Raw genomic sequence first — 16,014 nt, forward strand, 5'->3', positions numbered from 1 at the left:
ATGATACATGAAAAAAATAAAAGAAACTTTAAAAATTATTGAAAGTGATAGTTATAAAGAAGAACTAAAAAAAACATAATGAAATCATTGAAAAACATAAAAATTTAATGAAAGGACTAAATAATGAATAAAGAAAAATTAATTAATTATATTAAAAAACAACAAAAATTCTATAACGGTACAGAAATAGATTTGATACTTGATATTTTATTGCAAAAAATAATTAATGGTGAATTTAATAATGAATAAATGTAAAAAATGTAATAAAAGAATCTGATTAAGTAAAAATTGATGTATGACATGTTTAGAAATAATAGTTAATAATTTAAATAAAAATAAGGAGAAATAGATAGTGAATAAAGACCAAGAAATTATTAATGAATATAATAAAAAACGTAATAAAGAAATAACTGAAGAACATTTATATAATATAGAAAAATTAAGAGAAGAGTTTAAACAAAAAGTAATTAATAAATATAATGAAAAATTAATTATCTGATTGAATAAGCAAATTAGTATTTGTTTATGTGATTCATTAAAAGAAGCAGGTAAACTTACTGCTTATTATAAATTAATTGAGTTTATAGAAAATGGAGAACTTCATTAATGATAATATTACCTACTTTGTTTGAAAATAAAGATGAAATTGAAATATTATCACCATTTCCAAAAGCAATTCATACAAGTAATGATATTAGAGCAATTATTTTAAAACAATATCCAAATGTTAAATCAAAACACATAATTGTTTCTGATCCCGAAAGTAATGTTGCATTAATAGTTGGTGATAATGATGTTTATCAAGGTTGAATTAAAGTAACAGTTAAAAAATTAGAAATTAAAGGAGAATAAAATGCCAAGTATAGAAAATACACAATCAAATTATACTTTAACTAAATTAATAAGAACTGGTATAAGCCCAATTTGTGCAATGATAGGTACAAGTGCTTATTATGGTCAAGTAATAGATAATTCAATATTGGGTTCAATTAATAGTTTATTATTTGGTAAAAAATTAGGTTTAGATATATGAAATTTAAATCAAAGACCAAATACTAAAACTAAATTAATTAATAGTTCTAAAAAAATCTTATTAGGTTTAGGAACAATTGGATTAGCAAATTATAGTAAATGAACTGAAAATAATATTAATCCTATTATTCCAACAACACCAATTCCAGTAACTACTACAACTACAACAGAAGGTCCTCCATGATTACTATTAAATAAACAAGAAAATCAGTCATTAATGGATTGAGATACATATATTAGTTTAAATGCTTATGGTATTTCAAATCTTATTAGTGGAATTCTAGAATTAATACCTAATAAATTTGAAACAATAAGAAAAATTTGTAATATGGCTACTGGTGGTGGTTTAATTTCAAGTGGTGTTGCAATGGGGATAAATAATGATTTTAATAATGCTTATGCAGTACCTACCATAATTGCTGGTGCAAGTGAAATTATCCATAATTTATTACCTATGGAAAGAAAATTTGATGTAGAAATGCAAGAAACTAGTTTTACAAATGAAATAGCACATTTAATTAATAATGATAATAGATTTTCAATTAATAGTGAAACAACTAGTCAATATGGTAGTGATAATATGAGTGAAGTTAATGTTAATGCAAATTTAGAATTTGATGAAAATTATTATCATTTATAAAAAGGAGAATATTAAAATGAAATATGCTTATTTATTAAAATATAAAACTAATTATGGAATTGAAACAAAATATAAATTATTTTCTACAATTGAAAATGCTATTAATTTTCATAGAAATTATAAACATCATATATTAGAAAATGCTTATATTCAGGATTATCAAATATTAGTAATGGAATTAGATACAAATCAAAAAATTAATTAATGAAAGGAAAATATTGAAATGAAAGAATTTATACATGAATTAATTATTATTGGAACAAGCGTTGGAACATTAATTTGCAGAGAAATTATTGTTTTATTAAAAAGATTTATCACAACTCCAAAACATGTTAGAGCAAATAACAAAATTATTAAACATCAAAAAAAATTAGCAAAGTTAAATGAAAAGATTAATAAAGAAAATAAATAAAAAAGTGGTGATGTAAATGTTAGAAAATGAAAATAATGTTCAACAAACAACTGAACCTTTAACTGAAAATAATGCTTCTTCACAAGAAATAGAAAATAAAGTTAATGAAGCAGAAAATAAGTTAAATAAACTTAATCAAGAAATTAAAGAAAAAGAAATGATTAATATATTTAAAAAATATCAAGTTAAAACTGAATTTTATGATTATTTAAAATTTAAAACAAGTAATATAGAAAATTCAAAAATTGAAGAAACTATTAAAAAAATGATTAAAGAACAACCGGTATTTAAACAAACAATTAATACAGGTGGCAATAAACAAATAATTATTAATAATAAAACAAATGATAAAGAAAATTTTTTAATTAATTATAAAAAGAAAAATTATTTATAAACGAAAGGAAGAAATAAAATGTCAGTACCATTTAATCAAAATTTAGACAATACAGAGAGATTAGTAGAAGCACCAGAATTTATAGAGTTTTTTAAAATTTCAAATAGTCCATGGGCAAACTTTTTTCCTACTGAAATTGTTGACTCAGTAAATATTGAGTTTATTGTTAAAAAACCAAAAAAACCGGAAGTAAAAATTATTGCTTGGGATGATAAAAGTAAAAGATATGAATTACCATATGTTGATACAGATAAAATTAGTAAAAAAATAACTAAAAAATATCTTGCAGGAGAAATTATTGCAGATGTAGATTTAAAAGCAAATAATGGACAAAATTTATTAGATAGTATGCAATATGAAGTTGCAAATGATTTAGCAGATAAATTGGCAATTGATGATACACAAGCAATTGCAAAATTTGCTACTAAAATCGATATTGAAGATACAACACCAGTAGACTATTTAAAATCGATGTTATCTGCTTGAAATACTTTGTTTCAATTTAGAAATATTGCAAATAGTAAATTTTTTATTACTAATGGTCTTTATGATAGTTTAGTTTATTTAGCAGATAATAAAGGTTTAATTACCGATAATCAGTTGGCACAACAATTACGTTTAAATGGAAATAATTTATATGTAAAAGGCGTATTATGTGAAATCGTTCTTGATGACTATATGATTTTTACTAATGATAAAAATGAACAACAATTAATGACCTTTGTTTTAGCAACACCAAGAGCGATGAAAAGATACATGATAGAAAATACAGTTATTTATGTAGATTTTATTAAAGATGCTAAAGCAGGAAGAACATATAAAGTTGCTGGTGAAGTTGTTGGAGAAGCAATCCCATATATTTCTAATAATGAAACAACATCAAGATGAATGTTATGTGGAGTTATTAAAACAGAAAAAAATGATTTAAAAACTAAAATTACAGTTTTAACAACAAATATTACTGCAAATGTTAATAACAATAACAATGAATTAAATACAGAAATAAAAAGTACTAATGAATTTAAAACATTAAATCCTAATTTAACAAATCCAACTATTAAATATTTTAGTGATGCACAAGGAAAAACTAATGTAAGTAATCAAAAACAAAAAGTAGGTGACTTATATATAACTATTACTGCAAATGTTAATGACTTAAATTATAAAGGAACAACAAATCCAATTAAAATAACTCTTAAATAAAGGAAATTAATATCATGCCAATTGGTACAACTAGTACAGCAATACTTTTAAACATAAATAAACCAAAACATACTAGAACAAGTAACCAACAAGAAAATAAAAGTTTTTGATGAGAAATTTTAGAAATGATTGGTGTACAAGTAATAGCAGTAGCACTTGCTCCTTTTACTGGTGGTTTAAGTGAAAGTATAGCACTTGGATTAGGTGCAAGTGATTTACTTGCTAGTATTAGTGCTGTTGGTGTAGAGTTTTTAACTGATTTTACTATTAATCAAGTTTATGATTATTTAAAAGGAAATGTAACACCATTAAATACTTTTTTTAATATATTACCTGCATTTGTTGGAATTAATAAAATTAGTCGTGGTTATCGTACTACTAAATTTATTAAGTTAGCACAAAAAACTAAAACATTAGAACAAATTGGTGTTAAAGAAGCAAAAAATTTACAAGAAATTATTAGTCAAGTAAGTGGAAAAGAAATTTTAACAGATAAAATCATTGGTAATAAACGTTATTTATTTAATTATAGTTTGGCACCTAATCGTGAAACAATAACACAAAATTTAGGTTATGTTGCTGAAAAACAATTTAAAAATAATTTTAAATCTTTAAAATCACAACAAATAAAAGAATATTTATCATTACAAAATACATTAATAAAATTAAGTCCACAATTAACTCCAAAGTTTAAAATTAAAGATATTGAAAAAGCAAATAACTTTTTAAAAAAATATAATACTGAATTAAAAGAAGTATTAAAAATGAACCAACATGATTGATTAAATTTAGTTCATACAATACATACAGAGAATAGATATGGAAAAACTTTAATTTTAGATTTACAAAAAATTCGTGCTAATGCTATTAAATTTAATTTTAAAAATAGTTCAATTCATAAAATTGTTTTAAATGCAAATAAAATTTTTAAGTATTTTGATATTAGATTTTATTTAAAAAAAGGTTTAAATAAATTTTGAAAAGATACACCATATTTTGAAAAATTACGAGAAAGTATATATAAATTACAAGAAAAATTTGAAAAATTAGAAAAACAAGCATTTGAAAAAATTAATAAATTAAAAGAAAAAGCAACAGATTTATTTACTAGTGCAGAAAAAAGAGCAATTAAACATGCACAATTAATTCCACTAAATTCACCAGTATTTATGGGTTGTAAAATTCAACCTTTATCATTAGACAAATGTGCAATTACTATTTATCATCGTAATCCTAAGTATAAACCAATTACAGTTGTTGATAGTATTCTTAAAGCAAAAACTTTTGTTACTCAAATACATCCATTTCATTGATATCGTTGATATAGTGGTTGATACATTGGTTATGGTGTTAATCGTAATAAATGATTAAAAGCAATAGCATTTGCTCCACCAGTGGTGCAACAAGTAATTAGAGATAGTTTTAAAGTATATAGAGAAATATTTAGAACTATTAGAACTTATCATAAAGTAGTAAATGTTATTAATAATCCTATTGAAAATATTAATAAATCATTTAAAAGTGTTGGTTTAAAATTTTCAGTTAATACTTTATTTGGTACTGGACTATTACATCATTTAGAAAAATTTGCATATAGTCAAGTTGTAGAAAAAGGTAAGAAAAAATTACAAAAAGAAATTATCCATATATCACATAGGAAAACTAAAACAAAAACTAAACATTATAAAAAAGCATTTTTTAAGGAATGATAAATTATGATTAATAAACTTTGAACTGATGTCAGTCTTGAAAATTATAATAACTGATATCCATTAACTGGAAAAATTACAGAAACTCCACCTCAATATATAAATACATGACCTAATGTCAAAGACTGATTTACAACTTTTGCTATTCGCGCTCAAAATGATATTAATGCTTATCTTGATTTTATTTTATCTAAATTTCCTTTTGATAGTTTTAAAGATGAATTAATTAAAGAAACATTAAGAGATATGGTTTATGTAATGGTTGAACATTGAGTATTTAATCGTACACCAATTGAATTTAATGTTGATGCTACTATTCAATTCAATAATGGTACATCATTTAATGCAAGTAGTATTCCTACAATTAATGTTTGAGATTTAGCACCAAGTAGAATGAAAATATGAGCAAGATTAACAGAATTAAAACAAGTATTTTCAAATTATAATCAAGATGAAATAGATATTGAAAAAATTGACTTAAAAGTATTTTATACTAGAAATCAAGTTGATGAATTAATTAAAGAACAAAAAGAATTTACATTATCAAAACAAATAAAATTATATGATGATTTAGTTAATGATAACGAAAATGAGATATATAGGGGTCGTGTTACAAACTTTATAAATAAAGGTTATGTTGCAACTGATTATGACCCAAAAACTGAAACAATGATTTTAGATTGACCTGATGAAATTGGTACATTACCACCAGAAGCATTACAAAATAATCCACAAATTGGTGATTTTACTCATGCTGCGACTGCTGACTTTTCTGCTAAACAACAAAAAAGAATTACTACTAATGAAAATAGTATTAAATTATTAGAAAATAAAGTTGATATTAATAAACAAAATATTGATGATATTAAAAATAATTGATTTAATATTGAAACTAGTCCTTTATGAAAAAAAGTTAAAAATGAAAATATTAAAACAGATATATGATATATTATTGATTGAACATATTATTTTATCGATAGTAAACAACTTATTATAAGTAATAATAAATTAACTAAATCTAATATAAGAATTACTAATCATCAAATAGAAAATAGACAAATAATAATTGAAAAAATTGATGTTAATATTGACAAAGTAATGTTATTATATGATGATAATTTAATAAAATTTATTGTTGCTAATAGCACAAAAAAGTATACACCAATAATTCATAATATATATCAATATCAAGGTACTGGAACACCAACTGAATTTATAGCAGAAGAAAATACTGAACGTGATTATTACACAAAACTAGAAACTAATAATTTATTAGATAAAAAACAAGATAAATTAATTGCAGGTACTAATATAACTATTGATGAAAATAATAAAATTAGTGCTAGTGGTGGTAAAATCGATTTAACTGATTATTATAAAAAAGAAGAAGTAGATAAAAAATTAGAAGACACAGAAAAAAAGTTTCCAGTAGCATTTCAATTGAATGCTGTAAGTCAAGAAATCCCTAATTTAGAAACTATTAATAAAACTGTTGCTGGTGCTATTAATGAAAATAAAGCAAATATTGATAAAAAACAAGATAAAGAAATATGAAAAGTAATAAGTAAAAGTAAAAATAATCGTGAATGAGATACGTTTGAAATTAATTTTAATACTGTATATAGAGTAATTATAACATTAGATGAATTACCAGTAAATCAAGCAAATATAAAGCATAAAGTAGAATTTAAAACTGGTAATTATTTAGGTGGAGATTATTTACTTGCAAAATTTAAAATTAAAGATGAAGATGTAATATTAACTTTAACTGTTAGAGAAAGTAGTTTTAATTGTAGTTTATATTTAAAAGGTGGAGATATTAATTATGGTGCTATTCTTTCATTAGAAGAATTACAAAATACAATTAAAGTTGATGTTACACCAAAAATAAAAATTAATTCAAAAAGTTTAGAAACAAATGAAGTTGAAGAAAATTGTTGAGATATTGAATTACCAGATAATCCAACACCAAGTCCAAATAATCAACAATGAAAAGATGTAGGAACAAGAGAAAAAAATAAATGAGATAATTGACAAATTACTTATGATTTTATAGTTAATAAACATTATAGAGTTTATTATTCTTGAAGTATATATAATCCAGTTTATACTATTCAAGAATTTATTATAACGGATAACAAAATTGCTGGTGTACCAATACAAACCTTTAATGATAGTGTTAATATAGTAATTTTATCAGTTCAACATGCTAAATTGATTACTATTTATAGTGGAAAAGGTAATTTAAAAGGTAATGTATGAAAATTAGAAGAATTACAGGAATAATATTATGTTTTTTAAAATTATAAAAATTATTTTAGGTTTAATTGGAGTAATTCTATCATCAGCAACTGCTGGTTTAATTATATTCATTATTGTAAAAATTATATTAAAAATTAATCAAATATTTTAAAGAAAGGTGGTGAATATTATGCTAAGTTTATTTAAAAGAAAAGAAAAAAATAATATTAATGATAATCAAAGTGAAAAATTAAAATTTTTAACTAATAAAAATAAAAGTATACATGCTTCTATTTTAAATTATTTTGGTTTTAATGATTTTAACCATGAAACTTATTTTACTGATTTTGTAGCAGAAAATAATGCTAATTTATATAATGCTCCATTAGAAATTAATAATGAAACTATTACACAATATTTAATGCAACAAGAATTTTATCGTAAAAATTGAAATTCTATTTTTAAATTAAGCAAATTAGGAATTAGTGGTTATTTAATTTATATTGCTAATGATAATTTATATTTTCAAGTAGTAGATATCCAACAAAGAGTTTATGATATTACAGGTAAATTAATTGAATGTACTATTTTTTATGATAATTATGAACAAAATGCACAAACAGTAAGATTATTTGAAATTTATACATTAAATAATAAACAAGTAACAATTAATCGTGCAATTTATAGTATTAATGATACTAAAAAACAAACTAAATTAGATTTTAAATCATACATTAATAATCCTAATTTATCACAAGAACAAACATTAAACATTAATTATATACCAATAGCAATTATGCGAAATAAAGCAAATGAGTTAGCAGATTGTGATAAAGTAATGGATAAAATTAAAGCACTAGATGTTATTTATGAACAAATTGTTTTAGATTGTATTTTAAACTCACCGAAGTTTATTTTTGACCAAACTTATGGTAATGTTCAATCTTCAATGGAAGAAGCAGTAAGAATATTAGTTACTAAAAACTATATTTGAAAAACTACTGGTGATAATAATGAAAAAAATGAAAATATTAATATGACAAGCAGTAATTTTAAAGGTAAAAACTTAACTGATATCTACGATTGAAATGTTAATGAAATATTTAAACGTTGTGGTATTCACATTCCAAGTCAAAAAAAATCAGCACAACAATCAGTTCCCGAAAGTACAGCTGTAAATATTTCAACCATTAATTATATTGAACAAAAATTATGACAATTTAATATTGATATTCTTAAATTTATTCAATTATTAGTAAGTGTTGATAAAGATTTATTAATTAGTAAAACATTTAATATTAATGATGAACAAGAAATTAATAATTTAACAGTTAAATTAAAATTATTTAATCCCGAAAATAACCAATTAATAGGAGAAAACAATGGACAACCAAGACAACAAACCACAAACCAAGTTTCCACAGAAACAAAAGCAAACTAAACTTAATCAAGCAGATGTAGAAAATGATTACTTAATAGATAATATCCCTTATGATTTTACTAATATGATGCGTGCAACTAGTGACCCTGATATTAATAGAGCATATGATGAATTTAAAAAAAGAACAATTTATATTTATGAAATTGCACGTTTATTTAAAAATAATGAAAATAATAGTTTAAAATTTTCAGCAAATACTATTAAAATAGGTTTTATTGATATTGATAAAGTATTAAAAACTACTGCTGTTGAAACATCAGACTTTACTATGCAATTAAATCAAAGAGCAAGTACTAATATTAATGATAATACTATTGAATATAGTATGACTGATATTAAAAATTTAATATTTCAAGAAATAAATTTATTAAATCAATTTAAGTTATATGCAGTTAGTATTAATGAACCATTAACTGAAAATAATATTGATAATTTATATATCATTAATAATTATTCACAACCTTATCAAAATCCAAAAACTAGAAGTACTAAAAGTATAACTATTATTAAAATTAAAGATTTTAAAACAAGAGATGGTTATCCAATTATTATTAAATTACAAAAACCATTAGACAAAGATATCAAAGTTACTGGTTTAAAAATTAAAGCACCTAGAAGTATGATTTTCGGTAATATAAAGGTACTTGGTGAAGTTGACAATATGGAAGTATACCCAAAGTTATTTGTCAAAGATAAGATAGCATTTCCACTGTTATCAATGCCTATTGAAACTCAACCAAAAGTTAGAATATTACAACAATGATTTAGTGAACAAATATTACCATGAAATTTAGCAAAGCAATTTATAGGACAAGAAAAATCAGTTTTAGATTTAATTGCTATTGGTGGTGGAACTGAAACAAGAAAAGAAATTATTAATAACGCAAGAGTAACTAATGCTTGATTGGGATATGAAATGGGTACTGTTTGAAATGGTCAGTGACCATTGAAGAAAGAAAAGGAATTAAAAGATATAAAGAAGTTTGAAATTTCCCAGCTGAAAGCCAATTTTATCAATATGTTGCAACCAATAACAGATTTGACGATATAGAAATTGAAATACAAGATACGCCAACAGTTGATAGTTTACAAAAAGTATTATTAGATATGCTAACTTATACATATAATTATAATAGAAATTTTGATGGTTTTACTCCTGATAATTTAAAAACTAAAATTGCAACGTTAAGAGCAAAATTTGAAGGACAAAAACCCGAAGAAGTAATAACTAACTTATTTAAACAATGAAAATTGGATTATCCAAATTATATAAATTTACCACAAGTTCATATTTTTAAGAAACTAGTAATTATGTTATCAAATAATATTTATTCAATTATGTCAATTAATAAAGGTTTAAACGATGATAATAAAATTTTATTACCTTATTATTTTGAATTAAAATCAAATCCAATACATCCTAGTAGTGAAGATATTTGAGAATTTAAAGATGTAAAAGTAATATTAAAATCTCATTATTTTGATTTTACAGATATTAATAATATTAAATTAAAAAGTAATGATATTAGCCAAAATGAATTATTTAGATTAGATGATAATCAATTTAATTGATTATCTATAACAAATGAACTAGAAAGTAATAATATACCTTCATTAGTTCCTGCTGATTGAACGCTTGGTAATGGTGAATATGGTAAGTATTTTACAAGATTAATTATTGATAAGATTAAAATTGAAAATGCTTTAAATTTATATGGTTCAAATAAATCTCAATTATTTTCTAAATTAGAATTTTATAAAGAAATATCACAAATTAATAATGATAATGAATTAGAATTACAAATTGAAAATCCGATTAATAATTTAAATCGAATTGAAATTAGTGGAATATTCGGTGCTGGAAGTTATGATTTAATTTTAATTACTGATAAACAAGAAATTAATTTAAAAAATATTAATTTATTTGATAAATATAACGAAAATATTTCTTATATAAATTTAGAAATTTAATTTCAAAAATATCCTTTTGGATAAGTGCCATTTCATACTATATCATCTTTTTTTTCGGGTTTATTATTAAAGTATAGTCTTATTTTATTAGCCCCCCCACATTTTCTTCTCATATTGTAGTATTACCTCAAACTGCTGTGTGGTCATTATTTAAAAAATACTTTAATTCGCTAGTTTTATTTTGTGCTATTGAACCAATTATTAAACCAGTTACTCCACTTACTGCACCAGTTAGTGCTAATGCTAATGTTATTTTACTTAAATTTGTTTTTATTCATGTTTTCATATTAAATTACTCCTTTTTTAAATTTTATAAAACTGTACGACTATTTGAGCAATAATTACTTTTTTCATCAGTTTGAATTTGATTATTATTTATACTATTTACTCATTTTTGACAATTTTCATTTTTTCATTTTTTTTCAAAAAATAAATCTCATTTTATAATCACTTTTTTAAGTTTATTTATTTTTTCATTTAATTGCATAATTTTGATTCTATTTTCTTTGTTTTTATTAATTTTTCCAAAAGTAAAAATTGTAATAAAAAAATTTTTTATTTTTGGTTCTTTTTTAATTTTTATTATTTCATTATTCATATCAGTAATTGTACTTTTTGCAAGTTCAATTTTTTCTTTAAATATTTGTTCAGTTGTTTCTCTTGAATTTGCCTTTTCTAAAAAATTAAAAATTCAATTATATTCTTCTTCAATAATATTCATTATTTTAATTACTCCTTTTTTCTTAATTTTATTTCTAAATTGTACTATTTTTGATTATTTTTACAAGTATGCTTTTAAATGCAAAATAAAACTTAAATTAAAGGCGTTTATTTTATGATACCTATACTATTAATTATATTGAAATTGTTTATTATATTTTAAATATGAAAGTCGTTTTTTAAAAAGTTTTGATTTAATTTTAAATTACACTTATATATGTTTATAATAAAAAAGTAAATTAATTTTTTAAATATATTTACAATAAATTTAAAATTTAAAAAAAGTTAGGAGAAAAAATATGAGTTTTAATTATTTATGAACTTTAAAAGAAGCAACAAAAAGAATGTATCAATCATTTAGAGATGATGTAAAAAATCAATGAGAAAAAACAGATTGAAGAATCTTAAAAGAAAGAGATAGAAAATATATCCCCGTTAAAATTAAAACAAGAACTAGAAATACTATCAATGGTCTTGTTACTTATAAATGTCGTGATTATAAATATTATGATGAACAATTAAAAAAATGAGTTCCTATTTGTTTATTAGATGAAAAATTGCAATTACCTAAATACAAAAGGACTTGTCAAGATATCAAAAATAATGTTATTGAACATTTTGCAGATGGAAAAAGGTATATTGACATTTTACATACTATGAAACAAACAAAATTTAGCACAACAAGTATTAGTAGATTATTTCAAGAATATCAAGTTAGTAAATTAGATGTTCCTAAAATAAAATTAGAACCAAATCAATTTATTTATATTAGTATTGATGATGGACATCGAAAGTTTTGAAAATTTAAACGAAATTCTGGTAAATATTCAATGCGTTTAGTGTTATTTTGTACAGATAATGTTAATCATAAATTAGTTAATAAAAGAGTAGATGTAATAATAAGACCAACAAAAACAGCAATTGGAGTTCAAAAAACTGCTGAATTTATTTTAGAACAAGGAAATAGATTTTTTGAAAATTTTGACCAAGCAAAAATCATTATTTGTGGAGATAGTGCAGAATGAATTAAAGATGTTGCTAATTATTTAGATGCACAATTTGTTTTAGATAAATTCCATTTAGTTAAAAAGTTGTATGTAGGAATTATTGCTGGAAACAAAGGAAAATATTTTGAAGAATATAATACTTGTAGAAACTTTATTGAAAATGGTCAATATGATGAATTAATAAAGTATATGAATGAAATATTAAAAAATCATAAAAAATTAAAAAAACAATATTTTAAAAATAATAAACAAGGAATTGAAAATCAAGGTGCAAAATGAAATATTGGTACTTTTGCTGAAAGTAATATTTGATATATTTTAAAAGAAATGCTTGGTAATAGAACATATAGCATAGATATTTATATTAAAATGGTTATTTTTAAGTGTAATCTTGTCAATTCTAAAACATAATCAAAATTTTTATTTTTATTAAAATATTAAAAACTTATTAATTAAAAGTTAATAAGAATTTTTGTTGTGTATTTATATTAAATTTTCTTATTGATTTTTTAATATTTGTATTTTAATTGAAATTAATTTAATTTAGTAGTAATATTTACTTACAATTGCATATAATTACAATTATTTCTTGTCTATAATTTTAAAGAAATGTTTAAAAAGTAATTATATCCTCCGTTTTTGTTACCGTCCCAATTTTTAGGTCATTGTTTGGGTAGGTGTTAATTATGAGTGTTTGAGATATTTACAATAAAATACATCAATGTATAGTTGATTATTGAACTATGTTTATAGGTAGTCCAGTTGATGATTTTACTACTATTTTATGAAATTTAGTGGTTTATGGAACTCAGTTTTTTATTGGATTTATTATATTTTATGGTTCATGGTGAATTTTAAAATGTTTATTTGGTAAATAATTATGTGATTTAAGTTTGCTAAATTATTTTTTGTTGTAAATAGTACTGTTCAAGCACCCACTAGTTTAATTGTTTCTAATGCACCTAGTGAAAGTAATTACACTATAACTAGCGATATGGTTAAACCCGTTAAATATAATGATTTTAATGATTGAGCAACTATTCCTTGAAATTCTGCTTATTTTGATGTTGGTCAGCCAGATTTAAAATTAGTTTCTGCCGTTGTTCATAAAACTACTGTTACTCCTTATTCAATTCAATTTCATTCTGATGTTGTAGGTAATTTTGATAGGCGAGTTAGTGATTTGTCCACAGATTATAGATTTACAGAACAAGACTTAGACCAATTATCTCTTATTTTATTTAATCATAATTATATACAAACTGGTAAGTTTAATGAGTTAGTTTTTTGGAATTATAATGTTTCTAATAATTTAAGTTTTAAGTTGACTTTTGAAATTTCAAAACCTTTGAGTTTTTATATACAAGGTTTTATGTTTTATATTTCTGCTGAATATTTTAGTTATTTTTCTTCTATTTATACATTTTCGTTTTTAGATTATGAGGGTAATATTCGTTATAATTTTAAAGGTGTATTAAATGATAAAGATAGTGTTTATAATTTAGGAAAATATAATTTTGTTACTATGCCGGTTCGTGTTCCTAATTTAAAACATTTAACGATTAATTTTGATTTATCTTCATTAACTAATCGTGACGGTTTGCATGTTAAATTTGGTCAGATGAATATTTTTTCTTCCAAAGATATTGTTCCAGTACCACCAAATAGTCCTTTTAACCCTGATTATGAACGTGTTAGTTGATATGATGTTTTTGGTCATTTGCGTAATGCTTTTAGATGAGTACTTTATGGTGTTGTTGGTAAAGTTTTACCAGTAGAACCATTAAGACAGTTTTTGTTTACAACAGATAGTTTATTACGACATATTTTTTCAGATACTATTAGTACCGCTTTAAATGTTGATATTGTTAGTGGAATAGAAAATATTATACCTTTATGATTTATTTGTTAGAGCAATTAGTTTAATTATAGGTTAGGAGTTTATTATGCCTTGATATGGTTATGTGTTATTAGTTATAGGTTTGATTATGATTATTTATCCAATTTGTATAACTATTCGTAATGTTAAAATTTTAAAACGAGTTGGTAGTTATATTATTTCAGCGCCACCACGTACTGGTAAATCTGCTCTTGCTTGTTGTTTAGCACAAACTCATAAAAAACGAGTAGTTAGTCCTTTTCCTATTAAATTAAAAAATGGTTATTCTTATTTGGTTAATTATAATGATGTTTTTACTTTTAATCAGTTAGCAAGTAATTATGCTTTTGAAGAAGAAGATTTAATAATTTAGATGAATTAGCATTAAAGATAAATTCTAATGATTTAGGAGTACAGTTTAAAAATCAACAAGAAAGTTTAGGGCAATTTTGTAAGTTAATAGGTCATATGTTTAATGGTACTATGTATTTGATTGAACAACATCCTAATAGAATACCAGTACAAGCAAGAGAAAAAGTAGAGTATGTTGTGCAAGTTAAAAGAATGCGTTTTTTGGGCTTTGTTGTTATATTTAATCTTAATTTATATACTAATATTGATGATTATAATAAAGTAGTGTTTTCACGACGTAGAACAAAGAAAATGATTAAAAAAGGCATTATGCCTCCAAGTTATAGTGGTGAAGCAATGGCTATGACTTTATTTTTTCCTAGACACTGGTTAAAAAGGTATAATTCACGTGCTTTACATTATGTGCATGAACTTAAAAGTGAATTGTCACCTAAAAAATACCTTAAAGAAGCAAGTAGTATTGATATGACTTATACTGATATTAAGTCTGCTGGTTTAGATAAATTAGATAATATTTTAAAGAAAAAAGATAAACCTAAAAATAAAGATAAATAAAAATAGTTATAGTCGCAGTGAACCTACTGCGACTATAATTTGGGTGAGCCACGTAGTGGCGAGGGACGTAGTCCCTATATACTTGAGTTAAATGGTAAAAGAATTAGTGTTAAATATATTTAAATATATTAATTATTAATGTTTTAAATTATTATCAAAATAGTATTTAAAAATATTAACAAAAGTTAATTTATAATTAAAGTCAATTTTTATTAACAATATTAAAATATTAATGTAATTTTATAATTAATAATAACTTACAGTCAAATATTAATTTAATTGAATATGCTTTTATAAAACATTCTAATGTTTAAAAATTTTCTTATCAAAAACCATAAAAATAATCTTAGTTTGAAAAAACCAAAAACTATTTTTTAGATAGTTTTTTATTAATAGTTAATAATAATTATCAAAGTTTGCAAAAAATCATCATAATGT

21 protein-coding genes are annotated in these 16,014 nt (G+C 22.5%); 19 read left to right on the forward strand and 2 right to left on the reverse strand.

Features of this window, described 5'->3' with window-relative positions:
• The first annotated feature begins 123 nt into the window (after nucleotides 1-123).
• The 14 genes from AACK83_RS05500 to AACK83_RS05565 all read left to right on the forward strand — a co-directional run bounded on the left by AACK83_RS05500 (nucleotide 124) and on the right by AACK83_RS05565 (nucleotide 11,043).
• Nucleotides 124-249 (forward strand): hypothetical protein, encoded by a 126-nt coding sequence (locus tag AACK83_RS05500; protein WP_338956665.1) that lies wholly within the window; start codon nucleotides 124-126, stop codon nucleotides 247-249.
• A 103-nt stretch (nucleotides 250-352) separates the two neighbouring features.
• Nucleotides 353-607 (forward strand): hypothetical protein, encoded by a 255-nt coding sequence (locus AACK83_RS05505; RefSeq protein ID WP_338956667.1) that lies wholly within the window; start codon nucleotides 353-355, stop codon nucleotides 605-607.
• Nucleotides 607-852 carry a hypothetical protein gene (locus tag AACK83_RS05510; RefSeq protein ID WP_338956669.1) on the forward strand — a complete coding sequence of 82 codons (246 nt, stop codon included), beginning with the start codon at nucleotides 607-609 and terminating at the stop codon, nucleotides 850-852. Before AACK83_RS05505 ends, AACK83_RS05510 begins: the two co-directional genes overlap by 1 nt.
• A 1-nt stretch (nucleotide 853) precedes the next feature.
• Nucleotides 854-1,672: a hypothetical protein gene (locus tag AACK83_RS05515; protein WP_338956670.1), complete on the forward strand. Its 819-nt coding sequence runs from the start codon at nucleotides 854-856 to the stop codon at nucleotides 1,670-1,672.
• Between the two features lie 16 nt (nucleotides 1,673-1,688).
• The gene (locus AACK83_RS05520) at nucleotides 1,689-1,877 is read left to right on the forward strand and encodes a hypothetical protein (RefSeq protein WP_338956672.1); all 189 of its coding nucleotides are present in this window, start codon (nucleotides 1,689-1,691) and stop codon (nucleotides 1,875-1,877) included.
• Between the two features lie 18 nt (nucleotides 1,878-1,895).
• The gene (locus tag AACK83_RS05525; RefSeq protein WP_338956674.1) at nucleotides 1,896-2,084 is read left to right on the forward strand and encodes a hypothetical protein; all 189 of its coding nucleotides are present in this window, start codon (nucleotides 1,896-1,898) and stop codon (nucleotides 2,082-2,084) included.
• A 16-nt stretch (nucleotides 2,085-2,100) separates the two neighbouring features.
• Nucleotides 2,101-2,478 (forward strand): hypothetical protein, encoded by a 378-nt coding sequence (locus AACK83_RS05530; RefSeq protein ID WP_286641354.1) that lies wholly within the window; start codon nucleotides 2,101-2,103, stop codon nucleotides 2,476-2,478.
• An 18-nt stretch (nucleotides 2,479-2,496) separates the two neighbouring features.
• Nucleotides 2,497-3,681, forward strand: a complete 1,185-nt coding sequence (locus AACK83_RS05535) for a hypothetical protein (protein WP_338956681.1) — start codon at nucleotides 2,497-2,499, stop codon at nucleotides 3,679-3,681.
• Between the two features lie 14 nt (nucleotides 3,682-3,695).
• Nucleotides 3,696-5,393 carry a hypothetical protein gene (locus tag AACK83_RS05540; protein WP_338956683.1) on the forward strand — a complete coding sequence of 566 codons (1,698 nt, stop codon included), beginning with the start codon at nucleotides 3,696-3,698 and terminating at the stop codon, nucleotides 5,391-5,393.
• 3 nt (nucleotides 5,394-5,396) lie between these two features.
• Nucleotides 5,397-7,676 carry a hypothetical protein gene (locus AACK83_RS05545; RefSeq protein ID WP_338956685.1) on the forward strand — a complete coding sequence of 760 codons (2,280 nt, stop codon included), beginning with the start codon at nucleotides 5,397-5,399 and terminating at the stop codon, nucleotides 7,674-7,676.
• Nucleotides 7,677-7,680: 4 nt separating this feature from the next.
• Nucleotides 7,681-7,803 (forward strand): hypothetical protein, encoded by a 123-nt coding sequence (locus AACK83_RS05550; RefSeq protein ID WP_255495924.1) that lies wholly within the window; start codon nucleotides 7,681-7,683, stop codon nucleotides 7,801-7,803.
• A gap of 18 nt (nucleotides 7,804-7,821) precedes the next feature.
• Nucleotides 7,822-9,072, forward strand: a complete 1,251-nt coding sequence (locus AACK83_RS05555) for a hypothetical protein (protein WP_338956690.1) — start codon at nucleotides 7,822-7,824, stop codon at nucleotides 9,070-9,072.
• On the forward strand, nucleotides 9,014-10,123 hold the full coding sequence (locus AACK83_RS05560; RefSeq protein WP_338956692.1) for a hypothetical protein: 1,110 nt from the start codon (nucleotides 9,014-9,016) through the stop codon (nucleotides 10,121-10,123). The genes AACK83_RS05555 and AACK83_RS05560 overlap by 59 nt, the downstream gene beginning before the upstream one ends.
• Nucleotides 10,012-11,043 carry a hypothetical protein gene (locus AACK83_RS05565; RefSeq protein WP_338956694.1) on the forward strand — a complete coding sequence of 344 codons (1,032 nt, stop codon included), beginning with the start codon at nucleotides 10,012-10,014 and terminating at the stop codon, nucleotides 11,041-11,043. The genes AACK83_RS05560 and AACK83_RS05565 overlap by 112 nt, the downstream gene beginning before the upstream one ends.
• A 79-nt stretch (nucleotides 11,044-11,122) precedes the next feature.
• Here AACK83_RS05565 and AACK83_RS05570 read toward each other — a convergent pair whose 3' ends face one another.
• Together AACK83_RS05570 and AACK83_RS05575 are read right to left on the reverse strand one after the other, a co-directional pair.
• Entirely contained in the window at nucleotides 11,123-11,329 is a 207-nt protein-coding gene (locus tag AACK83_RS05570; protein WP_338956696.1) for a hypothetical protein, read from the reverse strand.
• A 24-nt stretch (nucleotides 11,330-11,353) separates the two neighbouring features.
• The gene (locus AACK83_RS05575; protein ID WP_338956698.1) at nucleotides 11,354-11,764 is read right to left on the reverse strand and encodes a hypothetical protein; all 411 of its coding nucleotides are present in this window, start codon (nucleotides 11,762-11,764) and stop codon (nucleotides 11,354-11,356) included.
• A gap of 298 nt (nucleotides 11,765-12,062) precedes the next feature.
• Here AACK83_RS05575 and AACK83_RS05580 point away from each other — a divergent pair, with 298 nt between their 5' ends.
• From AACK83_RS05580 to AACK83_RS05600, 5 genes are all read left to right on the forward strand, one after another.
• Complete coding sequence (locus tag AACK83_RS05580; RefSeq protein ID WP_338956699.1) at nucleotides 12,063-13,181, forward strand: Mbov_0401 family ICE element transposase-like protein; 1,119 nt, start codon at nucleotides 12,063-12,065, stop codon at nucleotides 13,179-13,181.
• A 275-nt stretch (nucleotides 13,182-13,456) separates the two neighbouring features.
• Nucleotides 13,457-13,648, forward strand: a complete 192-nt coding sequence (locus AACK83_RS05585; RefSeq protein WP_174481228.1) for a hypothetical protein — start codon at nucleotides 13,457-13,459, stop codon at nucleotides 13,646-13,648.
• A gap of 2 nt (nucleotides 13,649-13,650) precedes the next feature.
• Entirely contained in the window at nucleotides 13,651-14,682 is a 1,032-nt protein-coding gene (locus AACK83_RS05590) for a hypothetical protein (RefSeq protein ID WP_338956703.1), read from the forward strand.
• 34 nt (nucleotides 14,683-14,716) lie between these two features.
• Complete coding sequence (locus AACK83_RS05595; RefSeq protein WP_338956705.1) at nucleotides 14,717-15,022, forward strand: hypothetical protein; 306 nt, start codon at nucleotides 14,717-14,719, stop codon at nucleotides 15,020-15,022.
• A gap of 95 nt (nucleotides 15,023-15,117) precedes the next feature.
• Nucleotides 15,118-15,576, forward strand: coding sequence for a hypothetical protein (locus tag AACK83_RS05600; protein ID WP_338956707.1), 459 nt, complete (start codon nucleotides 15,118-15,120; stop codon nucleotides 15,574-15,576).
• The last annotated feature ends 438 nt before the right edge of the window (nucleotides 15,577-16,014 follow it).

The organism is Spiroplasma endosymbiont of Tiphia femorata (assembly GCF_964020225.1).
Taxonomy (GTDB): Bacteria; Bacillota_I; Bacilli_A; order Mycoplasmatales; family VBWQ01; genus Spiroplasma_E.